Source organism: Paenibacillus sp. FSL R7-0189 (assembly GCF_037969925.1).
In the GTDB taxonomy this organism is placed as follows: Bacteria; Bacillota; Bacilli; order Paenibacillales; family Paenibacillaceae; genus Paenibacillus_AQ; species Paenibacillus_AQ odorifer.
Genome location: NZ_CP150223.1, coordinates 5,929,826 through 5,951,964 on the forward strand (window position 1 = coordinate 5,929,826; position 22,139 = coordinate 5,951,964).

Sequence of the window (22,139 nt, forward strand, 5' to 3'; positions counted from 1 at the left end):
AAGTTTTGTGAGCATACGATTCCCAGGTTTTACTTTGTGCAAAACTCACTTTATAAGCATTTATTGCACGAACGATGCATTGGCAGCGCCCTGCTTGATTCGCTCGATCTGGCCAAGATGCCTTTCCACATGTGCGGTGAAGCTATGGACGATATCGGAAATTTTCACGATCTCCCCCTTGAAGTTAATCCCGCTTTTCTCCCAATCCTCTGCGCTGAGCCGTTCAAACAATAGACTGTTATAATAAAGCAGGCTGCGGAACAACTCCAGGCTATCGGAAGCATAACCACTGTTGGCGTACTGGCCGCTGACCCAAGCGTCCTGATTGAAGACTGGCAGCTGCGCAGTTGTAGCAGCGAGAATATCACGGATGCGGAACGAAACCACAATGCTGTGATCAGCTAGATGAGCCAGCACCTCAGTGACACTCCAACTTGTTGGTTCCGCCTTCCATTTCAGCTGTTCCTCTGTTAACCCTGCAGTTGCATGCACCAGCTGGTTGTAAGTACTTAAAAAATTACTGATTTGAACTTTGCTCATTAAATCCCCTCCAATATAAAGCCTGCTTGCGAATGATCAGGTGTAAAACGTGATAACGCAAAAGGTTGAATGTTGTGGTTGGTAGCTCCACTTGTCGCCAAATCAGCAAGTATTTCACCTACAACACTAGAAAATTTAAAACCATGCCCTGAGAACCCTCCGGCTACCAGCACATTGGAGTGGAGCGGATGGCGGTCAATAATGAAATCTTCATCAGGTGTATGCTCATATTTGCATACAGAGCCTTTAAGTAATCGGCCAGCTGCACCCGGCATGTAAGTCTCCAGTACTCTTCGGAGGTCTTGCTCATCGCTGGCTTCACTGCCAAAGGGAGCAAGTAGTGTGCCTGGTTTCCATTCCAGCCCCGTATCGTGCCGGCCGATCTTCAGACCGGCTCCAGCAATGCTGGGAAAGCCATAATAGCCACCTTCCTCAGCTCCTAGCGCGAAGCCAGGGAAGTTACCGGCTGCAAAAGCAGGTGAGCTCTCAAACCAGCCCACAACTTTGCGGATCGCCTTGATTGGCAAATGCACAAAAGGCGCTAACGCTCCAAACCAGGCTCCGGCACTAAGGATAGCTGACGCTCCGTGATAATCGCCGTTTGTTGTATGAACTGTTACACTGCTTTCGCTGGCGGTGATGTTTACTACCGAAGTGTTCGTCAACAGTTCCGCACCCTGTCCAAGGGCAAGCTGGCGGTAGGCGGAGATACAGCGCTCGCTGTACAAATACCCGGCATCTGGTTCATACATTGCTGCGAATGTTTCCGGAATGTTCAATCCCGGCCAGCGCCGCCGGATCTCTCCGGCATCCAGATGCTGGACCTGCACCTTCCGTTTCTTTGCTTCCGCGAGACGACCGCTGAAGGAATACACTGCACTATCTGCGAGATTCAAAACGCCCGAGCGGACAAGCAGTTCTATTCCGCTCAACTGCTCAGCTTCTTTCCATAAACGATCTGCCCGCAGAGCCAAATCAATGTAGGCGGGATCACCACTGTAAGCATGCCGGATCAGCCGCGTTTCCCCGTGATGGCTTCCCTGTGTATGTGGAGGATCAAAGGCATCAATTAGCAGCGTCTTCACTCCGCGCCTCGCAAGATAGTAACCGGCACTCATGCCCATCGAGCCTGCGCCGACGATAATTACATCGTAACTGTTATGTTCAGCTATAATTCTGCACCTCCATCGGGACTGTACTGCACTAGGGATCGTACAGCTACATCCGCAAGGAAACGTGCTGCCACAGGGAGTGCGCGTTCATCCAGATTGAAGGCCGGATGATGCCATTCCTGGCTTCCTTCAGTACCTACAAAAACGAACAGTCCGGGTACCACGCGCTGATAGAAGGCGAAATCCTCTCCAGCCAGAGAATGCTCTGGCTGAATCGCTCGGTAGCCAAGAGCTTCGACCGATTCAACTCCAAGCGCTGCTAGGGAGGGATCGTTGATAACCGGAGGTGGCCCTTCTATCCAGCGAACGGTAGCTTCTGCTCCAAGAGCCGCTGCTACACCGACCGCCACTTCCTGAAACCGGTCCAGCACTTTGCTGCGTACCGTTTCATCAAAGGTGCGGATCGTCCCTTCAAGCACGGCTTTTTCGGGGATAATGTTCCATGAATTGCCGCTGTGAATCTGCGTCACACTAACCACCGCACTCTGCAGCGGACTGACATTGCGACTTACAATGGACTGGAATGCCGCCACAATATGCGAAGCCGCTACAATCGGGTCTATGCCAGCTTCCGGAACGGCAGCATGAGAACTACCACCCTGCACTTCAATCACAAACCCGTCAGCTGCTGCCATTAAAGGACCACCCTTAATACCGATGGTTCCGACTGGCAGGTCTGGCTTGTTATGCAGCCCGATCACTGCCCGGACGTCTTCTAGTGCCCCGCTAGCAATGATTCGCTGTGCACCCTGTGCCTTCTCCTCCGCTGGTTGGAATAACAGGCGCACCGTTCCCTGTAATTGCTGCTCTCGCTGTTTCAATTGATAGGCGGCACCCATCAAGGCAGCCGTATGGAAATCATGCCCGCAGGCATGCATTTTGCCGGGATATAATGAAGCAAAGGATACTCCGCTTTCCTCCTGGATTGGCAAGGCATCAATATCTGCGCGCAGTGCGATGACCGAACCAGGCTTTTTGCCGCCAATCTCTGCGATCACGCCGGTAGACAGACCGTATTCTACGATCCTGACTCCTGCCCGCTCCAGCAGGGAAATGATATATTCTGTTGTGCCATATTCTTCATTGGACAGTTCCGGGTGCCGGTGCAGATGACGGCGTATCCCGATTAATTCTTCTTCAAGCGCTTCCGCACTTAACTCTTTAGCTTTACTTGTCATATACAGTCACCCTCCTTTACACGATTTCCTGTGTGATACCGAGCCCGCCCGCTTTATGCCTCTGCCGCCACTTCAGCGATTGCTTCGCTCAATAGCTCAAAGGATCGGAGCCGTTTGTCAAAGGGCTGTACATTCGTCGTTATGATGAACTCCTCGACACCGGATGCCTCTGAAAGTTCCAACAACTGTTCACGGACAGATGATTTAGTTCCTTTGGTAATCTCCGGTTCCAGCTCTTCAATCGTGTAGGCTTCATTGCTCTGGCGGGCAAATTCCTCCGCCTGTTCCAAGGTCCCTACTGTCAGCTTCTTCCCGCTCGCCAGTTGAATCCGGATCAGCTTATGTCCACCTGCCAGTTCTTTCGCTCCCTCCTCAGTCTCAGCCACCACTAACGCTAAAGCGATAATCGCTTGCGGTTGTCTGCCCTGTGAAGAAGCGAAACCGCTGCGGTAAGCACGAATGGCATCCAGCGCTACCGCCTTATCGCTGTTAATAAACAGGGAGAATACGTACGGTAACCCCAGTTCAGCGGCAATTTCCGCGCTGCTTACACTCGCGCCAAGGACATACAGCTCGGGAGGAATACCAGGAAGGGGACCTGCCTTCAACCCTGCCAGCGGATGGTTTTCTTCGAGGCGGTTATGTACATACTTTTCCAGCTCGATGATTTTGCCCGTAAGGTCTGGGGTTTCAGCTTTTCCCTGCTGTAGTGCCTGTGTGCTGCGTGGGAGTCCACCGGGAGCACGTCCCACACCGAGATCCACTCGTCCAGGAGCCAGTGTAGACAGCACATTGAAGTTCTCCGCTACCTTATACGGGCTGTAATGCTGGAGCATGATTCCACCGGATCCAATGCGGATTCGCTCTGTTTTAGCCAGAAGATGTGAGATAAGTACTTCCGGGGAAGAGCCGGCTACCTGCTCGGAGTCATGATGCTCTGAAACCCAGAACCGGTGGAATCCAAGCTCTTCGGACAATTGTGCCAGCTTGATCGTATGCTGGAATGCTTCCTCCGGCGTTTCTCCCGGATAGATCGGACTTTGATCAAGTACGCTGATTGTAATAGCCATTGTTTTTCCTCCTATATGGAATAGTTAAATTCAGGTGTGATCCGCTTCAGGAACTGCTTCGTTCTTTCTTCGCGCGGATGGTTAAACAGCTCTGCCGGAGTCCCTTCTTCAACAATGACGCCTCCGTCCATAAAAACCACATGATTCGCCACATCGCGAGCAAAGCCCATTTCATGAGTCACCACAATCATTGTGATGCCTTCCTTGGCAATTTTACGGATGACGGCCAGCACCTCACCCACTAACTCTGGGTCCAACGCCGATGTGGGTTCGTCGAACAATATAACCTCCGGCTCGAGTGCCAAGGCACGGGCAATGCCAACCCGCTGCTGCTGGCCTCCGGACAGCTGACTTGGATAGGCGTCCAGCTTGCTGCCAAGACCAACCTTTTCAAGTAGAGCAATACTCCGATTTTTCGCTTCGTCCTTCGGAAGCTTTTTGACAATCAGCAGTCCCTCCATCACGTTCTCCAGCGCGGTTTTATGGCGGAATAAATTGTACTGCTGGAACACCATTGCCGTTTTTTGCCGGAGCAGATGAATCTCCTTTTTACGGGCATGCTTGCAGTTCACTTTGAAATCGCCGATGGCGATCTCTCCGCTGCTTGGCTTCTCCAGATAATTCACACAGCGTAAAAGTGTCGTTTTGCCTGAGCCGCTGGGACCGAGAATGACGACAACTTCACCCTTCGTCACCGTTAAATCTATATTGTTGAGCACCTGATTCCGACCGAATGACTTCGAAATTTGCGCAAGCTTGATCATGCTACTCCACCTCGATTGTAAAGATTAATTCTTTTTTCAATCAGCGACGTCACGCGTTCGATCAGGAACGTAAGTCCCCAGAAAATCAGTGCTGCCGCCAGATAAGCCTCAAAAAACTTCCAGTTCGTTGAAGCAACAATTTGCGCCTTAGCATTGATATCCACCACCGAAACGGTAAAAGCAAGGGTAGATCCATGCAGCATACCAATTACCGAATTTGAGAGATTGGGCAGACTCGCCGCCAGCGCCTGAGGAAAAACAATCCGCCGCAGTGCCTGGGGCGTGGTCATGCCGATAGAATGTGCCGCTTCCAACTGACCGCGATCCACCGCAAGCAGACCGGAACGGACGACTTCGGACATATAGGCTCCCGCTGTAATCGAGAACGAAATATAGGCAAAACCGATCATCGGAATCGATACTGACCTGAAGCTCCAGCCGAACTGTACCGCCAGACCATCGATTAATACGGGAAGCCCAAAATAGATGAGCAAAAGATGCGTCAGCATCGGTGTCCCGCGGATGAACGTAACATAACCGACAGCCAGCGGATACAGCAGCGGAATTCTGTATATCCGGATCAACGCTACAGCCACACCAATCACAAATCCAATAAGTACTGAGACAACAGTAATAGATAAGGTCACAGGAATTGCACTTAAAATTTGCACCAGAGCAGTCCAGATAAAAGATGGGTCCAGCTTCATAATCCGCTACCTCCTTTACCCGGTCCAAGTTCAGCAATGATGCGGCGGTAGGACCAGCTTTTGTTGATTTTGAACGATTTTTTCTCCGGTGTATTCCGTTTCTCATGCCGTAACAGCCGGCGTTCTGCTATAAGCAGCAGTTTCTCGATTGTAAAGCTGATGACCAGATAGATTAGCGCAAGCGCGATATACGTTTCAATAAAATGCTGAGTTAAGCTGCCTAGCGTCTGAGCTTTACCTGACATTTCCATCACCCCAAGAGTAAAGGCCAATGACGTATCTTTCAGTAGAGCAATCACCAGATTGGAGAATACCGGAACTGCGATTCCGAGCGCCTGCGGCAGCACGATTCGCGTAAAGGCTTGAAACCCCGTCATTCCTGTAGCATAAGCAGCCTCTACCTGCCCCTTATCCACCGCCATTACAGAAGCCCGGATCATTTCGGACATGTATGCCCCCGTATGCAGCCCGTAAGTAAGTATCACAAAAACAAGCACGGGAGTCCGGGTCATATCGACATGAACCAGCTTCATAATTTCGGGCAGACCATAATAAAACAAGAAGAGCTGGATAAGAATCGGAGTTCCCCGAAAAAAAGAAATATAGATTTCGGAGATGGTTTTTAACACAGGCACTTTATAAAGTCTTGGCAGAGCTACGAGAAAGCCGACAAGAATTCCTGTCAGTAGAGAACAGGCGACAATCAGAAGCGTGGTGCTTAAAGTCCCTAGTAACTTAGGCAAAAACGAAAATACAAAGCTGATATCAAACTGTGCGCCCATATATTCCCTCCCTTCCCGTGCTCACCGGCTCAATCATTTAACCGAATCCGCTGTAACATCCGCACCCAACCATTCCGTACTAAGCTTGCCTAGTGTGCCGTCTGTCTTCAGCTCTTTAATCGCACTGTCAATCGCATCTGACAGCTTTTGTGAATCGGCATCATCCTTACGGAAAACATAGAGAATGTCCGCGGAGGACAGCTCGTCGCCCGTTGCTTTTAGCTGATTCTGCGGATCAATGATCGGCAGGACAAAATCTGCAGCCAGCGTTGCGTCCACACGCCCAGTACTGATTTGTGCGACGGTATCATTCGCTGCACCATTCTGATACACGATATCAATCGCATTGTCATTCTCTTTATTGTAGTTCTCGAGTATTTGTGCTTGTGCACTCGTTGCACCTACAAGCACCTTTTTCCCTTTGAGATCATCAAGCGATTGGATTGAATTATTATCCTTTGCCACTACAATGCGGTTTCTCCAGTGGGCATAGGCTTCTTTGTTAAAAGAGTACTTCAACTCCCGTTCCGGATTTTTCTCCATGACATGGGCGACCAAATCGATTTTTTTGGTTTCCAGGCTCAGCAGCAGATTGCTGAAATCCATGGTTTGAAATTCGAATTCATATTCTGGCAGCTGCTTATCGATTTCTTTGAGCAGCTCCACATCAAATCCGGTGAGTTTGCCGTTCTCATCAATGAAGCAGACTTTCGGAAAAGCAGTACCCGTGCCCACAATGATCTTAGTTATCTTAGCCGAATCCTTTGCCGGTGCCGCAGCTTCTGCTGTATTTCCATTCTGATTGCTGCTAGCGCTGTTACTGTTGTTTCCGCAGCCGGCAATCGCCAGTGTCAATATCGATGCAAATACTAGTGAAATGGACTTTTTCATTGTTTTATCCCCTTTGAATGAACTGTGGTTTGTCTGTAAGTGTTTTTTTCAGCAGATACATAATGCCGTCACCATTCTGCTGATCCAGTTCTAGAAACCGTTCGTACCCCCGGCGTTCATACATTTGAACCAACCACGGATGTTTCTTCGCCGTTGCCAGCGTGACTGCAGCCGAACCTAACTGTCCAGCAATAATGTTCTCTTCCACCCAATCCAAAAGTTTTCCACCATAACCTCTGTTACTGTAATCTGGATGAGCAGCAAACCATTTAATAAAAGGCAGTGGGCTAATCTTCTTAATCTCTTCTTCCTTTGAAAGGGTTATGGTCGCAACTATCGTTCCGTCAACTTCAAGCACATAACACTCATTTGTAGCTATATTGTCTTCAATAAGCGCCAAGTCGGCTGTGGCCGCCGGCCAATGCAGCCCGAGTTCACGAATCAGCTGATAGGCACGATATGTAACATCCAGCAATTGCTCCGCATCCTTCAGTTCTGCCAGCCTGTATACCTCACTCATCACATGCCCTCCAGCCTTTCGAAAATTAACTTTATAATCCCTATCGAAATAGTCGTGATTATATGCAATTAACTTTATCACTGCATGTGTCCATGCGCTAATAGAGTTTTTTAATACATCTATACAATTAGTCGATCTCCCACTTTACCAATCCCCAGTTCTAGCAGGGTTTTGATGAATTCTGCGTTCTCTCCATTTAGCGAAATCAGGCTGGTTCGCAAGGAGATGCCTTCCGTCTCCGCAATATCCACCCGGATCAGTGACCCAACCGCCACTTCCTCCTGCACACTGAGGGCGGGAAGAAAACAGATGCCTGCTTTTTTCAATACCAGCTTTTTGGCTGTCTCCAGGTTATCTACCTGATATTCAATCTTCGGCGGCTGTTCCATACTCTCAAAAACACGATGCAGCCGCATCCAGTCCAAAGAGCCACATTCAAAAAAAACCAACGTCTCCTGGCGGATATCCTCCAGTGAAGCCCGCTGTGCTTTAGCAAAGCGGTGTCCCTCATGTACATACAGTGAGATGGGGTCCTCGCAGAAAGGAAAGGTTTGAATTGCCGGATTTACGACCTTACGGATAAAAGCCAAATCAACCTCTTTTGATTTCAACTTTTCAGTCAATACTTCCGTAGAAGCTGTCATCAGCTTGATTGTGATATGAGGATATCTACGCTTTAAATGAAGCATCAGATAGGGCATTAAATAATTGGAAACCGAGACCGTACTGCCGATTCTCAGTTCATTTGGAATATGCCCCTTAGCCTGAACCTGATATTTACCGTTCTGATAGATCTGGAGAATCTGCTGGGCATAGGGAAGAAACTGTTTACCTTTATCCGTCAGGTTAATCTGCTTCCCCAACCGATCAAATACTTTGCAATCCAGTTCCCTTTCTAGCGATTGAATCCGGGCCGTTACTGTCGGCTGTGAGATATATAGGACTTCGGCCGCTTTATTGAAGCTTCCATAATGATTGATGTAGACAAAGGCCTCAATATTTTCAATGTTCATCCCTAATCCCCCTATGCTTTTATTAATTTTACTATTCCGATGTAAAAACAATGAATTATAGCGATGCTTTCCTATAGATTTTGTTTATATCTTAGTCATCGCCCTATTTTTTGTCAACAATTAATTCCGTTTAAAACAATCGGATTTTGAATCAAACGTTATGTTTATTTCATATAGAACTTTTCTATTCCTATATCAGAATTATAAAACCCCTCTTATTCCACTGGGAATTATCATATATAATAATTTCATTCGAATGAACATTACATTTGTCTGAAAGGGGATAGCGAAAACATGTCACAAAAGATCATTATCCGTGAAGCTGAGAATAAAGATCGTAATGCTATCGCCGATTTGCTGTTAGATGCATACCACCAATATTCGGAGATCATGCCTGAGCCGTTGTGGCTGGAGTATCGGAAATCGCTTCTTGATTCCGTTCATGGTGATGCCCCGCTCGTTCGGATCATCGCTGAAATCGACAAGAAAATCGTTGGTAGCGCACTCTTGTTCAGTTCCTCGGAAACGGCATACGGGAAACCGGAGCTCGGGATTCACTCCCCTATCCTACGTCTGCTAGCCGTATCTCCATCCGCTCGTGGTCTTGGCGTTGCAACTCTTTTGATTCACGAAGCTGCACAGAGATCACTACAGTTGGGTGCCACCACCTTGAACCTACACACCTCGGAAATGATGTCTTCAGCCATCAAACTGTACCAGCGCTTAGGCTTTAATCGTGCGTATGAGACCGATCTTATGAACGGTGACACCTTGGTACAAAGCTTCCGACTAGACCTGCTGTCCTCCGTGCGTTCTACAGCGGGACAATTATAGAATTCGAGAATTCTTTAGTATTTGTCTTTTAAATATAAAAAGAAGCCTCGGAAAGCTTACCCAATGATCTTGTGTGATCGTTACGGTGAACTCCCGAGGCTTATTTATTTTTCTTTTTTATAAGTAATTTCTTTAAAACTCACAGTGATTTCCCCCGTATTATCGGCATCGCCCATTCGAAGATCTGTAGTAACGGTAGCACTGGAAGGGATGGACGAAAAGCTTGCCCCCTTCTGCTTCTTTTTTACATCATAGAGATAATAAGAAACATCCTTAACATTAAGCCCTATATTATCCTTGTGCATAAGTTCTACAGTATATGATTTTATCACGGCTACATTAGCATCCATCCACCCCACAACTTCAATAGCTGTATCTTCATGGTTGCCTTCAGTCTTAATGGAACCGATGGAAAGACCATCCTGATTATAAAAATTAATTTTTTGTGCAGCTATTTTCAGATAATCGATATCGATGTCAAGAATTCGGTTTTCGTTGATCTCTGCTGTATCCATCCAGGCAATCGTGCCCGCCGGATTCCACTTTATTTTCTCAGAAGGTACATATTGCTCTTGTGGTAACGGTACAGTACGTAACGAAACTCCTTTATTATCGTAAAAAGTTAATTCGCCGCTCTCATCATCATGTACAAATCTCTTAAAAGTTGGTGAGAGGAACAGGGATGGCGCCCCGGTCGTCGAATGTGGGATTACGCGATATTTCAGAAGATGGATATCGTCCTTTCCTGTTTTCAGATCAAAGATCCATACATTGCCGAGATAACTCTGCATAAACAATTTTTGCTCATCAGCTTTCCATTGAAATTTATAAATGTAATCATAATCATCAGAAAGCGGCCAGAAGTTTTCCCGAAGTCGTTCAATCTTTCCTGTAAGAACATTATATGAGGACAAATGATATTGCCCAGCTTTTTTCGTCACATCCGATTCCAGAAATAATAGATGATCCTCATCCAGCGGGATTAGCATATTATAGTTGCTCATAAAAGCATTATTCCATCGATTATTGGAATCGTTGAGCTCGTCGCTCCATTTCACCTTTACCTCATCCGTAGCAGGATCATGGGCTAATAAAGCGTTGACAGCATTATGGTCGCCATAGAAAAGATGAATGGTATGATAAGAGATCCCTTGCAGTTCAACTACTTCTCCACCGTTTAATAGATAGTTATTTTCGGATAGGCCCATCGGTTTGGCCACCAGATCTCCAATAGAGTTCCGTTTTGTATTAAACTCCAAACCATTAAATTTTGCTTCCGAGAACAGAATCTTTTTTAACTCGGCAGTTGATTCCTTAGTAAGTGTGTAGCCTGTATCCGTTTCGTTCACATTCATTAACATGCCTTGCTCGCTTGTCTCGTTAATCCATAAATGAAAGGCATATTTATTATTATCTGAAATTAGAACGATATCGTAGTTAGGCGTTGCGGTATTTAAATTCCCTGGTATTTGTTCAGCGGTACGGATGGCTCGGACGAAAGTATCTATGGTTTCATGATCTGTGTATTCATCCTTTATGTTAGCATTCACTGAACCATGTGCTAGAGAGTTTGCTAATGTGATTCGCTTGATGGTCTCATCTAATTTTAGATTATCTGATTCTACTTGTTGATCATTTGATTGAAATAAGGTAAGCAAAGCAGCCTTATCCGTTTCTGATAACTTGTAATGCCCATTTACTCCTGATTTGGTGAAAAGACCATTATTATTGCCCATAATCCAGAATGAGAATTTTTCGTTTTCTTTACTCTTCAATTCAACAGTAGCCTCATAATCAGGTGCTGCAATATCAAGCTTCGCGTTGTCATACTCAGCAGTATGTATAGTTTTATTGAAACGTTCTATTAGCTTTTGGTCCGTTATGGTTATTAATCCGCCGCTATCATTATGGATTGTAATGGAGTCCACAGAACTCAGATCGATTAGCGTTTGATTCGCTTTATCTTTATCCCCTGTATTGACACATCCAACAAAGATTATTGAAATAACTGCTAAAAGGGCTAGTAGATTTAACTTTTTCATATAGGCTCCCCCTTCTTATTCTCTCTTCTTTGACGCCGGTTAGAGGATAAAGTTGCAAAAAATGGATTTTACACCTATTTAAAAAGACCTAAATAAGCCAAATCTAGCCTGTAGCCATTGGATCAGATTCTTGATCTGAGCAAAGTTACAGTGTCTGTAGCGATAAAAAAAGCCACCGCACAGGCCTGTTCTCCTGTAAGGCAGCTTCTTCTTTATCTCAATATATCTCTTACAGCACCTGTCAGCACACCAATAACTTCTTGCTCGGTGGCCAGCGGAGAATCTCCTTCTACTGTGTGGGCTAGCATACCGGCCGTGGCCGCAAAGGCTACAGTATGCTGAGGATCAAAACCTTCCAGCTCTCCGTGAATTATACCACTGGCATATGCATCTCCAGCCCCGACTCTATCAAGCACCGGAAAGCTTAAGGTCTCGGAATATGCGAAGCGACCGGATTTGAAGATATAACCGCGCAACGAATGGCGGTTATCTTCATGGATGGACCGATGCGTTCCTGCTATCGTACATAGACTGTAGCGTGAAGCTACTGCGGGAATTAGCTCCTGAAGTTGTTCTTCCCTTGAAGTTCCCTCGGGCTTCATACCAAGGATTAGCATTGCGTCTTTTTCATTCATCAGCACGATGTCGGCCAAATGCAGCATGTCTTCGTAATGGAAACGCGCCAGCTCATAGCCTCTCTCTCCCCAAAGCGATGGGCGGTAATTGCAGTCAAAAACGACTAGACCACCGCGCTGCTTAACCGTTTCTGCATAAGTTTTCATCGCTTTTCGCACACCGTCGTTCATTGCCAGCGTTATCCCACAGAAATGAACAGCATCCGCGAGGTCTGCCAGCTCTGCGAATGGATAAGTGCCCGGAGGAGCAGTATTGAAGCTGCTCTCCGGGCGACCGGAATAAGTCACTCGGGAGGGGCGAGCCCCGAATCCGTTTTCAAGAAAGTACATCCCTATACTTGAGCCCCCGCGCTGGATATGCTCCGGCTGGATACCCAGTCGCCGAAGATAGGCTGTTGCTGCGTCACCAATAGGATTCGCAGGCAGCCTCGACACCAAGCTTCCTTGATGTCCGTATCGGGACAATGCAGACAGTACATTGACGCCGGTGCCGGAAAAGGAATACTTCAGCAGGTTACCCTGAGATAACAGTTCAAAGCCTGGTACCTGTAGCCGCATCATTATTTCACCAAAAGCGGCGATATGTTTAGGCATATTGATCCGCCAGCTTTTTCATCGTCCGATACAGCTGTTGTATGTCCGCCACTCTCGTTCTTCCGCTCTGCGGATCGATAATCGATGTATAGACATGGGGAATCACCTGCGGCACTCCTGCTTCCAATATAATGGACAAGATCTCTTCAAAGTTGTCCAGATCGATACCGCCGGTCGGCTCCAGCGCAAAACCCTCTTCCGCACAGGCTTTGGCCACAGCGATTAGCTCCGCTTTACGGCTCAGCCCTTGCATCGGAAAATACTTTAAAGCATTTCCGCCCATATCCCGGACCAATGCAATGGCCGCATTCACGGGAATTACAGCCGGGACAGATTGTGCCGCACTGGCCGGGCCGGTGGAGATATTCACAAAACCAGGTTGTCCCGTTGGTGCGATCATGCTGTTAATCCAACTATCTTTCGCTCCAAGGTTGGCACGGGTCGCCCCAACTGCCGGGAACACCTGATTAATATGGCTGCCAGCATAGGATTTGACAATCTCTGCAACAACAGCAGCTTGCCGATTATCACCTGCACCTAGTCCTATCGATACCGCACCGTCAATTTCCCGCCCATATGCCTCCATCGCCTGTACGGCTTCCTCTACCGTTGCATAATCTTTGGACAATACACCGACCAGTACATAACCTTCGGCGGCAGCAAACACCTCTTTGGCATTTTCTATATCCTTAGCCAATACGTTTAAGGCCACCCGACCTTTATAGAACCGCTTGTTAACTTCAGACATTGCTTACCCCTCCTGTCAATTCCCTTATCCTCGCAGTAATCATTTCTATGTCATCACCCATTAGCGGACGCGGATCAATATCAAAATAACCTTGCCTTACCCCATAGTCTCTAGTGTAAATAGCCACTTCACCTTGTTGAAGCTGCTGGGACAACTCAAGTGCTGTTATTGCACACTGATTCGGGTCCACATGGATGCGTCCACGGTAAATTGCCCGGCCTGCTTCATCCTGCACGATAGCTACCCGAATTCCGGGAAGCCCGTCGAGCGGCATCAGCAATTGGAGCGTAGCTTTTTCCTTTTCGCTTGTATCCTGCTTGTGAGCATATTCATCCAACGCCTGCATCAGACCGAAGGATGTTTCCTTACCAACCTTCATGCTGCGTCCAATGCCGTGAAGCTGCACTTTCAGCCATTCAATATAAAGACGTTTTCCCGCCACAAGTCCGGATGTTGGACCTTCTATGGCTTTGGAGCCACTGTAAATGACCAGATCGGATATTTGCACATATTTCTGCAGATCCTCTTCCGCTGCAGCATCTACTATAAGCGGTACGTTATGAGTTTGGGCCACAGCCCAAGCTTCCTCTACAGAGATCATATTCTTCTGAACGGCATGATGAGATTTGACGTACAAGATAGCCGCAGTCTGATCCGAGATCGCAGCGGCCAAATGCTCCGCCCGTCCTTCATTGGCATAACCTGCTTCCACCACTTTACCGCCACCGAGATAAACCATGGTTTCCACTGGTGCACCGTATTGTACGTTATGACCTTTTAGCATTACAATTTCATTTCTAAAAATGCTATCCTGATGGAGCCGTAGACTTGTACGAATATTACCGCGGGTTACCAGCGCCGCCACGGATAAAGCAATTCCACTGGAAGCCGAGTTCACGATCACCGCTGCTTCAGAACCTGTATGACGTGCAACATAATCTCCCGCTTTATCCACCAAATCGGCGATTTCCACATAACTCTGTCCGCCTTGACGCATAGCTTCCATCACCGTATCGGTCGGTGCCGATACCCCGAGGATGCTCATCCGGCCGCTTGCATTAATAACTCTTTTCAGGCCGTATTTCGCATTCCATGTATTTGTCACCTATGATCACCCCTATTGCTTGAATGGTTTGCTGCGCTACCCGGCGTTCCCCCTCAGAATCTACCAGCTCAATCTTCTCATCCGTCACACGAAAAAGGGTCAGATTCGCCTTGTTATTGACCCGAATCTCCCCAAGTTCCGGGCGTCCCAGCCACTGGGCTGCTCTGCTCGTCACTCGTGCAATTGTTTCTTCAAGGGAATATCCCAGTGCGAGAAACTTGTTCAACAGATTCGCCATGGAGTAGACGGGACCATTCATACGGTTGCCTCTGTATATGTCCGTGCTGATCGTATCCGGATCAATACCGTTTTGTTTGGCCGCCTCGGCCACAGCGAACGAGAAGCTAGCCGTACCGTGTCCCACATCCAAGTGAACTCCTCGCTCAATAGCATCTCTCAATACCTGGAGCGGACGATTCTCCTTATCGAATAAATTGTTGCTTTTACCATTTAGATAATGGGTTATCACGTCGTTGCGTTGAAGTAGCGGTAGAACCTCACGGATATCCGGCGGAGCGGAGCCAATATGTACCATCAGCGGCAGCCCGGTCTTCTCCGAGAGCTCCAGCGCATGATGAAGCGGTTGAATGCCATTGTCACCCACTACGCTTTTGCTGATTCTGGCCTTCAATCCTACGATAAATTCTGGATAAGCAACTACCGCCTGAAGCACCTTTTCATGATCAATCCACTCTAGTTGGGACAACTCGTCAATTCGCATCAGGCCAATCTTTGAAATGTTAAGAAAAGCTAGCAGTTGCGTTGCTGACTTTTCCCCCGCCTCCGCCAGCTCACCCATTCGCTCCGCTCCGCAGCTACCTGCGTCCACGAGCGTAGTCACGCCGCATCTGATTCCAATCTCATCAATCTCGTCTCCATACGGATTCAGTTCTGCAAACGCATGTACATGCAAGTCGATCCAGCCGCTAGAGACATATGCCCCATTGGCTTCCACGACCTTGAAACCATGGTCTTCGGCGGTGCCACCGGGAACTATCTGGACTATGTTGCCATCAGCTATGACAATGTCCATTTCCATTCCATTCAGGACTTTCGCCCGGCGGAGGAGCAAACGTTCTGCTGTCATCGTCACACCTTCTTTCCAAATTCAGAACATTACCGTCCTAGGTCTTTCCCGCACACTCTATAACACAAACAGTCCCAATGGATGTAAGATCTTTTTTCACAGGGACTGTTTGGATGAACTATTTAATCTTTATTACTACCGTGTTCAGACCCGAAAACCCTTCAAAAAATTCACAGCCTGGCGGATATCTTCCTCCGGATTAGTGCCAACCTCCCGTTCTATGGTCAGGAATCCTGTATAACCGATGTCGTTCAGCGCTTGCAGATAGTTGTTCCAATCAACAGAACCCGCTCCGAGCGGAACTTCACGGAATGCCGAGCCGGTCTCGGCCATTTCAGCGATCTTCTCATGGTCTAATGCTGGTGCTTCATAACCATATTGACCGTAAACATCGCGCGGATCGATATCGGCAAGCTTGAGACCATCTTTAGCATGGGTGTGTACAATGTAATCTTTTAGAGTATGAACACCTTGCACCGGATCATCACCAGTCACCATGACCATATTGGCCGGATCAAAATTAACGGAAACCCCTCTGGAACCCAGACCGTCGAGGAAAGTCTTCAGACGTGCAGCGGGTTCTGGCCCAGTCTCAATCGCAAAATAAGAATTCATCTCATGTGCATATCTGCTAAGTTCCTCACAGGCAATGTGCATGGTTTCATAAATTTTACTGGCTGGGTTAGAGGGAACAATACCGATATGTGTAGTTACGATATCTGTACCTAGCTCCTTGGCCAGCTCCATAATGCGTTTGGACTTTTCAATTTTGGCACGGTTCTGGGCAGGATCCTGAAAGCCATGTCCGCCTAAATCTCCAACGAGGGCAGAGATTTCTAACCCCAGCGAAGCAATGTAATCCTTCCATTCACGGCGTGCTGACTGAGAGAGAGTAGCGGGATCAAATTCGCCTTGCACCGCATAAATCTGAACTCCATCTGCCCCAGCTTCTTTTGCCTTACGCAATCCTTCTTTCACTCCAACCTGAAAGCTGTCTACGATAACACCGATTTTATTAGTGATAATTGGTTTAACCATGGCAATAATCCTCCAGTATAATTAATTAGATTTGGTTCCAAACCCGCTTGATGTATTCCAGCCCCAGTCTTGTTCCCTTACGGCACTCTTCCATTCCCTCAAATTCTACAGAGATATATCCGTCGTAACCGCTTTCTTTAACGATTCGAATTACACTCGGCATGTCGATGTCTCCTTGACCAACGATGGCACCTCTCAACCAGTTCCCACCGGAGGATTGGAACCAACCTTCGCCAGGCTGGCGGTCTTGCGGACGAATATAGAAATCTTTGAAATGCACCATCGAAGCAAGCTTGATGTTGTTAGGTACAGCTATTAGCGGGTTCTCATCTGCGCACAGGAAATTCCCAATGTCGAGTGTTGTACGGAAGTTGTCTCTTCCTACGGCATGAACCAGCGCCTGTACACGATCGCTGTGCTGAATAAAGTATCCATGATTCTCCACACTGGTCGTAATGCCCAAACCTGAAGCATAATCGGCAATTTCTCGGCAGGCTTCAGCCAAACGTGGAAGCTCTTCCAAAAAATGCGTGATGGATAGATCGTTTGAGGAGGCTACATCATGCCGCATCCGCTGAATGCCTAATGCCGCGCACACGTCTACTTCCCGCTTTACCCGCTCGACTTCCCGCTGCATTTCCGCTGTCTCCAGCCCGGCAAAGTTCGCCCCGATAGCATAATTGGATAACTCTAGTCCACGACCCGCTGCTGTTCGTACAATCTGATCAATTAGCTCAGGATTTTCAACCAAATTGATACCCAAGGGTACAATCTCCGCATGTTCTGCGCCCAGATCGGCGATCGTCTCAATGACTCCTTCAAGCGTGAGCTCACCCGTCGAAAAAGCTGAATGCAGACTGTAAGTGCTGATTCCTAACTTCATAGTTTCACCTCTTCACCTTTGGCTGCGGATTCATAGATCGCGCCGAGTACCTTCATGATTGTAACGCCGTCTTGCACAGGACTAATCGGTGTAGAGCCGGTACTGATGTTGCTCGCAAAATGATTAATTTCATTCTGGAATGCACTGTTGAACTCAAATCCTTTATTATCAGTCTGCGGATAGGTATTGACGATCGTATCCGCCTGTTCTTTAACGATGACTATCTCAGGATCGATTTCAAAACCACCCTTGTCCCCGTACAGGCGTACTGAGCGCTCGTCTTCTTTGGCATGCAGTGTAAAGCTGACATCGACCATCAGCGAAGCTCCATTCTCAAAGCGAATTAGTGCATTTGCTAAATCTTCCACCGTATTGTTCGCTGCGTCGTAATCCGCGGCTTTATAGAAAGAGAGATTCTTAATATTAGAACGATTGCCGAGCTTCCGGTAGGTATTGGCACTTACCGATACTGGATTCGGACGGCCCATCAAATACCAGCAAAGATCGATCACATGGACGCCAATATCGATCAGCGGTCCGCCGCCTGAGCGTTCAATATCACTGAACCAGCCGCCGGGATTGCCTAGTCTACGGAACGTCGTTGCCTTTGCATAGTAGATTTCGCCGAATTCTCCTTGTTCCACCAATGTCTGAAGGAGCTGGGCATTGGAGTCATAACGTCGTACAAAGCCTACTTGCAAAATCTTGCCGCTCTTTTCCACTGCTTGCTGTACCTGAAGCGCTTCTTCAACCGTACGGCAAAGCGGCTTTTCCACAAGCACATGCTTGCCTGCCTCAAGCGCCGCGATGCTGATCTCGGCATGGGAGTTGTTCCATGTGCAGATGCTGACTGCATCTATTTCGGAATTGGCCAGTAATTCACGGTAATCCGTGTATACCTTCTCGACGTTATATTCTGTAGCTACTTCGCGTGCACGTTCTTCATTCAGATCACATACCGCATATATGGTTGTCTGCGGATTATTCCGATAAGCACTTAAGTGCATGCCGGAGATAGAGCCCGTACCTATTACGCCAATTTTGATCTTATCCATTAACACTCGCTCCTTTATTTTGCATAGGTTATGATTCGTATTATAATGATTTCAACCCTAAATACCATGCAGAGCCTTGCGGTTTCATTTGTACAATTGTGCTATAGGAGGTGCAGTCTATAAATGTTGGACTATGATAAACATCTACAGGAACCCATGGACATGCCGGATCCCGAGTTCCCGATTAAAGTACATACCCAGCGCTTCAACCAAGAAGGAGTTATGTTGTTCCCACATCATTGGCATGAGCATCTTGAGTTTATATTTATTGAAAGTGGTGAGGCTGTTTTTGAGTGCGGACGAACACCAATTAACGTCCGGGCTGGCGATTTAGTTGCTGTGAACAGCAACGAGCTGCATTATGGGGTAAGCGCTTCTTCTGATTTATTGTATTATGCGATTATTGCAGATACTTCCTTGCTGCATAGTGCGGTAAGCGACGCTGCCGAAACCAAGTTCATCGCCCCGATTCAGCGGAACCAGCTGCTGTTACGTAACCATATCCGAGGGGATCAGCACATTACAGACTGTGCGTTGGCGATTATCCGGGAACTGGAACGTCGCGAATTTGGTTACGAGCTGGCTGTCAAATCCGAGCTGTACCGCCTGCTAACACTGTTGTTGCGCAGACATATCGTCACCGTACTCTCACAAGCGGAGCAAGAAAGACGTATTCAGACCGTTGAACGCTTCGCACCTGTTTTGCGTTATATCGATACCCATTACCAGGAGCCGATTCAAGTTGACGAACTTGCGGCGCTAACGGGGTTAAGCCGCTTCCATTTCAGCCGTCTCTTTAAGGAACTCACTGGGCATACGATATCGGAATATGTAAATGCTGTCCGTTTAGACCGTGCAGATTATTTGCTCCGCCATACCCAGCTAACGATTTCTGAAATCGCTACCACTACTGGCTTCAGCGATATCTACTACTTCAGCCGCACCTTTAAAAAACATAAAAAGGTAACCCCTAGCAGTGTGAGAGGATTCTAGTTAGAGTGAACAAAGGACTGCCTCTTGGCAGTCCTTTGTTAGTGTATGTATCGTTCCTCTAGTTAAACTGTCATTGCCATACAAGCTGACCCTTTCTTATTTTTGCTGCATAAATGATTTGGCCTGTATGATAATGGACTTCTCTCACCATCGCTATCATGAGATTAAGAGCAGTAGTCTCGTTATTTACTTGGCTATATGTAAGTGGTGGTAAATTAAGAAAGGGTTGTGACATCAATAACTCCGGGTTAGATTGGAGCCGTTCAAGATATTGGATGATAATATCAAAAGCATCCCTGGTCATGGTTATGGCTTGTTCTTTTGTCATTTCTAGGCCTCTTTCAAACTCCCTCTCCCTATCTCTAGTATCCGGAATATCTAAAAGGATAGTTTCAATTCGTGAGTGTACTGCCCCGCTAATATGAGCAACCAAATTTGCAATACTGTTACTTTCCACGGTTGGGGACCATGTAATATCCTCTTGGGTACATTGCTCGATTGCTTGGAGCGTCCATTTCTTTTCCGATCTAAATTTGACTAACATACTTTCAATTAACTCAATGGCGATATCCATTGCTAACCTCCTATTAATAAAACCTATGTATAATTTTACCAAACACATCTCCTCTGTCAAATGAAATCTAGTCCCAATGCTATTTTTATGCCACAATGTTTTGTTACATTCTTATCCTGGCTCCTGAGAAAAAATAACTCTTTCATTTAACACCAAGAAGGTCAGGTAAGGGTAGTTCCCTCTACTGACCTTCTTTTATTTTATTAATTGTGTAAAAGAAACTATCTTCCATCTTATGGGTATAATTAACATAAAGCTCTATAGGAGGGAAAATCATTGAGAAAATTAAGGAAGCTGATTCTTTTAGGATTTTGCATCATGATTTTACCTGGAACCGTGATTTATGCTGCAGCTGGCTCATCTGAAGTATCATTATATTTGAATAATGTGCTTCAAAAACAGCCCGCAATATTGTCCGAAGGTTCGATTTCCTTGACGACTGAACAGTTGTCTAAAGATTTATTTGCACTATTCGCCTTGGATGAATCAGGTAAAACGGTTCGAATCTACAAGCCTAATATAAACATGGTTATGCTCGATAATAATGGAGAGATTTTTGGTAAAGTAAAAAGCCCGTCACGTTTTGCATTTTCTACTCTATTACAGGTGGATCATTTAAAAGCAGAAATTTCAGATATTAAGGTTGTGATCACCGATCCTGCGGACAAAACAGAAACCATTGATGCTCAACAAATTAAGAACAGCGAAGAAAACTTTTGGTTCAAAACCAACGAGTATACATATTCCTTTAATACAAAGGGCACCTACACTATTCAAGTGTTTTTTAAAGATGTGGCTTCGAAGAAGTGGTTTCCTGTCTCCGAAATCGATATATTTGGCATTTGAATTCCAGTTATATGGGACTCAGCTCATTCTATTCTTATCGCAATATTACCAAATTGTTCTCCCTGCTGCATTCGGTGAAATGCCTGAACTGTGTCTTGTAAAGGATACACTCGATCAATGATAGGTCGAATCGAATGGTGTTCCATAAATTGAAGCATATCCGTAAACTCTTCACTACTTCCCATTGAGGTACCTATGATACTAATTTGCGGGAAAAATATGGCTCGCGTCGGGATTTCCATTCGGTCTCCTGAGCTTGCACCAAATGTGACAATACGTCCATTAGGTTTAATAATATCAAAGTAATGCGGGAACGTCGCAGGCCCAATGCTGTCGAGGATGAGATGAACGGTGTCTCCATTCATGCTTTCCTTCCAATTGCTATGACTGTCAAAAGCATGGTCAGCTCCATGAGCGAGTGCAGCTAGTCTTTTCGATTCACTGCGTGAAGTGACACTGATACGTGCACCCACCGCTGAAGCCATCATCATGGCATATGTCGCAACCCCACCACCAATGCCAGGTATAAGAACGTGTTCACCTTTCTTTAAGCGGCCTCTAGTAAACAGCGCCCGATAGGCTGTTAAGGCTGATAAGGGCAGCACGCCGGCTTCTTCCCATGACAGGTAAGCTGGCTTGCTGATGGCATTTTGCGCTGGAATGATGATTGACTCAGCGAATGTACCCTCTGAAGGTCCCCCTACAATGGCTGGAACGTTAGGAACATTGTCGGCATATTCCCATCCGATGCACGGATTAATGATGACATCTTCACCAACATTATGATCAAGTACACCTTCACCTATTGCTTCAATTCTCCCCGCGCCATCAGAGCCGATAATCAAAGGAGCATCCTGTTTTGTTCTGTCATCCATGATAAACAAGTCCCTGTGGTTCAGCCCTGCAGCCTTTAACCTAACCTTCACTTCTCCAATCCCCGGTCTTTTATCCATAATCTCTTTATAGTTCAAGCCCTTCAGGCCACCTTCTCCAGCATGTACAATGGCTTTCATCATCCAAGCCCCTTCCTCAAGTTGTTATTAATGAATCTATAATAAATTTTACATA

At 46.8% G+C, this 22,139-nt stretch carries 23 protein-coding genes; 3 read left to right on the plus strand and 20 right to left on the minus strand.

The window, feature by feature from the left end; translation table 11 throughout:
* Positions 1 to 60: 60 nt before the first annotated feature.
* The 10 genes from MKY63_RS25925 to MKY63_RS25970 all read right to left on the minus strand — a co-directional run bounded on the left by MKY63_RS25925 (position 61) and on the right by MKY63_RS25970 (position 8,637).
* Entirely contained in the window at positions 61 to 540 is a 480-nt protein-coding gene (locus MKY63_RS25925) for a DinB family protein (RefSeq protein ID WP_036677271.1), read from the minus strand.
* Positions 540 to 1,664, minus strand: coding sequence for an N-methyl-L-tryptophan oxidase (gene solA / locus MKY63_RS25930; protein ID WP_339810320.1), 1,125 nt, complete (start codon positions 1,662 to 1,664; stop codon positions 540 to 542). The genes MKY63_RS25925 and solA overlap by 1 nt, the downstream gene beginning before the upstream one ends.
* A 44-nt stretch (positions 1,665 to 1,708) precedes the next feature.
* Positions 1,709 to 2,890 (minus strand): amidohydrolase, encoded by a 1,182-nt coding sequence (locus tag MKY63_RS25935; RefSeq protein ID WP_339810322.1) that lies wholly within the window; start codon positions 2,888 to 2,890, stop codon positions 1,709 to 1,711.
* A gap of 53 nt (positions 2,891 to 2,943) precedes the next feature.
* The gene (locus MKY63_RS25940) at positions 2,944 to 3,960 is read right to left on the minus strand and encodes an LLM class flavin-dependent oxidoreductase (RefSeq protein WP_076274504.1); all 1,017 of its coding nucleotides are present in this window, start codon (positions 3,958 to 3,960) and stop codon (positions 2,944 to 2,946) included.
* An 11-nt stretch (positions 3,961 to 3,971) separates the two neighbouring features.
* A complete protein-coding gene (locus MKY63_RS25945) occupies positions 3,972 to 4,724 on the minus strand; it encodes an amino acid ABC transporter ATP-binding protein (RefSeq protein WP_076296670.1) in 753 nt (250 codons plus the stop codon).
* Complete coding sequence (locus tag MKY63_RS25950; RefSeq protein ID WP_036677282.1) at positions 4,721 to 5,431, minus strand: amino acid ABC transporter permease; 711 nt, start codon at positions 5,429 to 5,431, stop codon at positions 4,721 to 4,723. Before MKY63_RS25950 ends, MKY63_RS25945 begins: the two co-directional genes overlap by 4 nt.
* Positions 5,428 to 6,213 (minus strand): amino acid ABC transporter permease, encoded by a 786-nt coding sequence (locus tag MKY63_RS25955; RefSeq protein WP_076125555.1) that lies wholly within the window; start codon positions 6,211 to 6,213, stop codon positions 5,428 to 5,430. Before MKY63_RS25955 ends, MKY63_RS25950 begins: the two co-directional genes overlap by 4 nt.
* Positions 6,214 to 6,246: 33 nt before the next feature.
* Positions 6,247 to 7,104 (minus strand): transporter substrate-binding domain-containing protein, encoded by an 858-nt coding sequence (locus MKY63_RS25960; protein WP_076105724.1) that lies wholly within the window; start codon positions 7,102 to 7,104, stop codon positions 6,247 to 6,249.
* 4 nt (positions 7,105 to 7,108) lie between these two features.
* Complete coding sequence (locus tag MKY63_RS25965; protein WP_036677287.1) at positions 7,109 to 7,624, minus strand: GNAT family N-acetyltransferase; 516 nt, start codon at positions 7,622 to 7,624, stop codon at positions 7,109 to 7,111.
* Between the two features lie 119 nt (positions 7,625 to 7,743).
* Positions 7,744 to 8,637 (minus strand): LysR family transcriptional regulator, encoded by an 894-nt coding sequence (locus MKY63_RS25970; protein ID WP_339810324.1) that lies wholly within the window; start codon positions 8,635 to 8,637, stop codon positions 7,744 to 7,746.
* A 294-nt stretch (positions 8,638 to 8,931) separates the two neighbouring features.
* On the opposite strand from MKY63_RS25970, the gene MKY63_RS25975 reads away from it, so the two are divergent.
* On the plus strand, positions 8,932 to 9,471 hold the full coding sequence (locus MKY63_RS25975) for a GNAT family N-acetyltransferase (protein ID WP_076274502.1): 540 nt from the start codon (positions 8,932 to 8,934) through the stop codon (positions 9,469 to 9,471).
* A gap of 104 nt (positions 9,472 to 9,575) precedes the next feature.
* Here the strand turns inward: MKY63_RS25975 and MKY63_RS25980 are convergent, their stop codons facing one another.
* The 8 genes from MKY63_RS25980 to MKY63_RS26015 form a co-directional block, all read right to left on the minus strand.
* The gene (locus MKY63_RS25980) at positions 9,576 to 11,513 is read right to left on the minus strand and encodes a hypothetical protein (protein WP_076274501.1); all 1,938 of its coding nucleotides are present in this window, start codon (positions 11,511 to 11,513) and stop codon (positions 9,576 to 9,578) included.
* 212 nt (positions 11,514 to 11,725) lie between these two features.
* Complete coding sequence (locus MKY63_RS25985; protein WP_036677293.1) at positions 11,726 to 12,742, minus strand: sugar kinase; 1,017 nt, start codon at positions 12,740 to 12,742, stop codon at positions 11,726 to 11,728.
* Entirely contained in the window at positions 12,735 to 13,490 is a 756-nt protein-coding gene (locus MKY63_RS25990) for a KDGP aldolase family protein (protein WP_076274500.1), read from the minus strand. Before MKY63_RS25990 ends, MKY63_RS25985 begins: the two co-directional genes overlap by 8 nt.
* Positions 13,483 to 14,595 carry a DgaE family pyridoxal phosphate-dependent ammonia lyase gene (locus MKY63_RS25995; RefSeq protein WP_076274499.1) on the minus strand — a complete coding sequence of 371 codons (1,113 nt, stop codon included), beginning with the start codon at positions 14,593 to 14,595 and terminating at the stop codon, positions 13,483 to 13,485. The genes MKY63_RS25990 and MKY63_RS25995 overlap by 8 nt, the downstream gene beginning before the upstream one ends.
* The gene (locus MKY63_RS26000; protein ID WP_076274498.1) at positions 14,549 to 15,682 is read right to left on the minus strand and encodes an amidohydrolase/deacetylase family metallohydrolase; all 1,134 of its coding nucleotides are present in this window, start codon (positions 15,680 to 15,682) and stop codon (positions 14,549 to 14,551) included. The genes MKY63_RS25995 and MKY63_RS26000 overlap by 47 nt, the downstream gene beginning before the upstream one ends.
* A gap of 144 nt (positions 15,683 to 15,826) precedes the next feature.
* A complete protein-coding gene (locus tag MKY63_RS26005) occupies positions 15,827 to 16,720 on the minus strand; it encodes a sugar phosphate isomerase/epimerase family protein (protein ID WP_036677301.1) in 894 nt (297 codons plus the stop codon).
* Positions 16,721 to 16,745: 25 nt separating this feature from the next.
* Entirely contained in the window at positions 16,746 to 17,603 is an 858-nt protein-coding gene (locus MKY63_RS26010; RefSeq protein WP_076274497.1) for a sugar phosphate isomerase/epimerase family protein, read from the minus strand.
* Entirely contained in the window at positions 17,600 to 18,658 is a 1,059-nt protein-coding gene (locus MKY63_RS26015) for a Gfo/Idh/MocA family oxidoreductase (protein ID WP_036677306.1), read from the minus strand. The genes MKY63_RS26010 and MKY63_RS26015 overlap by 4 nt, the downstream gene beginning before the upstream one ends.
* A 123-nt stretch (positions 18,659 to 18,781) precedes the next feature.
* Between MKY63_RS26015 and MKY63_RS26020 the strand changes: the two genes are divergently transcribed.
* Complete coding sequence (locus MKY63_RS26020) at positions 18,782 to 19,651, plus strand: AraC family transcriptional regulator (protein ID WP_036677307.1); 870 nt, start codon at positions 18,782 to 18,784, stop codon at positions 19,649 to 19,651.
* Positions 19,652 to 19,721: 70 nt separating this feature from the next.
* Here the strand turns inward: MKY63_RS26020 and MKY63_RS26025 are convergent, their stop codons facing one another.
* Positions 19,722 to 20,225: a DUF1572 family protein gene (locus MKY63_RS26025; protein WP_036677310.1), complete on the minus strand. Its 504-nt coding sequence runs from the start codon at positions 20,223 to 20,225 to the stop codon at positions 19,722 to 19,724.
* 276 nt (positions 20,226 to 20,501) lie between these two features.
* Here MKY63_RS26025 and MKY63_RS26030 point away from each other — a divergent pair, with 276 nt between their 5' ends.
* The gene (locus MKY63_RS26030; protein WP_076099221.1) at positions 20,502 to 21,071 is read left to right on the plus strand and encodes a hypothetical protein; all 570 of its coding nucleotides are present in this window, start codon (positions 20,502 to 20,504) and stop codon (positions 21,069 to 21,071) included.
* A gap of 23 nt (positions 21,072 to 21,094) precedes the next feature.
* On the opposite strand, the gene MKY63_RS26035 is transcribed toward MKY63_RS26030, so the two are convergent.
* Positions 21,095 to 22,084: a zinc-binding dehydrogenase gene (locus MKY63_RS26035; RefSeq protein ID WP_076274593.1), complete on the minus strand. Its 990-nt coding sequence runs from the start codon at positions 22,082 to 22,084 to the stop codon at positions 21,095 to 21,097.
* Positions 22,085 to 22,139 lie beyond the last annotated feature (55 nt).

Excerpts from the sequence above, each read along its gene's own strand:
- MKY63_RS25945 (WP_076296670.1), bottom strand. The coding sequence starts at position 4,724 with ATGATCAAGCTTGCGCAAATTTCGAAGTCATTCGGTCGGAATCAGGTG.
- MKY63_RS25955 (WP_076125555.1), bottom strand. The coding sequence starts at position 6,213 with ATGGGCGCACAGTTTGATATCAGCTTTGTATTTTCGTTTTTGCCTAAG.
- MKY63_RS25965 (WP_036677287.1), bottom strand. The coding sequence starts at position 7,624 with ATGAGTGAGGTATACAGGCTGGCAGAACTGAAGGATGCGGAGCAATTG.
- solA (WP_339810320.1), bottom strand. The coding sequence starts at position 1,664 with ATGGGCATGAGTGCCGGTTACTATCTTGCGAGGCGCGGAGTGAAGACG.
- MKY63_RS25975 (WP_076274502.1), top strand. The coding sequence starts at position 8,932 with ATGTCACAAAAGATCATTATCCGTGAAGCTGAGAATAAAGATCGTAAT.
- MKY63_RS25970 (WP_339810324.1), bottom strand. The coding sequence starts at position 8,637 with ATGAACATTGAAAATATTGAGGCCTTTGTCTACATCAATCATTATGGA.
- MKY63_RS25950 (WP_036677282.1), bottom strand. The coding sequence starts at position 5,431 with ATGAAGCTGGACCCATCTTTTATCTGGACTGCTCTGGTGCAAATTTTA.
- MKY63_RS26005 (WP_036677301.1), bottom strand. The coding sequence starts at position 16,720 with ATGGTTAAACCAATTATCACTAATAAAATCGGTGTTATCGTAGACAGC.
- MKY63_RS25960 (WP_076105724.1), bottom strand. The coding sequence starts at position 7,104 with ATGAAAAAGTCCATTTCACTAGTATTTGCATCGATATTGACACTGGCG.
- MKY63_RS26010 (WP_076274497.1), bottom strand. The coding sequence starts at position 17,603 with ATGAAGTTAGGAATCAGCACTTACAGTCTGCATTCAGCTTTTTCGACG.
- MKY63_RS25985 (WP_036677293.1), bottom strand. The coding sequence starts at position 12,742 with ATGCCTAAACATATCGCCGCTTTTGGTGAAATAATGATGCGGCTACAG.
- MKY63_RS25940 (WP_076274504.1), bottom strand. The coding sequence starts at position 3,960 with ATGGCTATTACAATCAGCGTACTTGATCAAAGTCCGATCTATCCGGGA.
- MKY63_RS26000 (WP_076274498.1), bottom strand. The coding sequence starts at position 15,682 with ATGACAGCAGAACGTTTGCTCCTCCGCCGGGCGAAAGTCCTGAATGGA.
- MKY63_RS25990 (WP_076274500.1), bottom strand. The coding sequence starts at position 13,490 with ATGTCTGAAGTTAACAAGCGGTTCTATAAAGGTCGGGTGGCCTTAAAC.
- MKY63_RS26020 (WP_036677307.1), top strand. The coding sequence starts at position 18,782 with ATGTTGGACTATGATAAACATCTACAGGAACCCATGGACATGCCGGAT.
- MKY63_RS25980 (WP_076274501.1), bottom strand. The coding sequence starts at position 11,513 with ATGAAAAAGTTAAATCTACTAGCCCTTTTAGCAGTTATTTCAATAATC.
- MKY63_RS25935 (WP_339810322.1), bottom strand. The coding sequence starts at position 2,890 with ATGACAAGTAAAGCTAAAGAGTTAAGTGCGGAAGCGCTTGAAGAAGAA.
- MKY63_RS26025 (WP_036677310.1), bottom strand. The coding sequence starts at position 20,225 with ATGGATATCGCCATTGAGTTAATTGAAAGTATGTTAGTCAAATTTAGA.
- MKY63_RS26035 (WP_076274593.1), bottom strand. The coding sequence starts at position 22,084 with ATGAAAGCCATTGTACATGCTGGAGAAGGTGGCCTGAAGGGCTTGAAC.
- MKY63_RS26015 (WP_036677306.1), bottom strand. The coding sequence starts at position 18,658 with ATGGATAAGATCAAAATTGGCGTAATAGGTACGGGCTCTATCTCCGGC.
- MKY63_RS25925 (WP_036677271.1), bottom strand. The coding sequence starts at position 540 with ATGAGCAAAGTTCAAATCAGTAATTTTTTAAGTACTTACAACCAGCTG.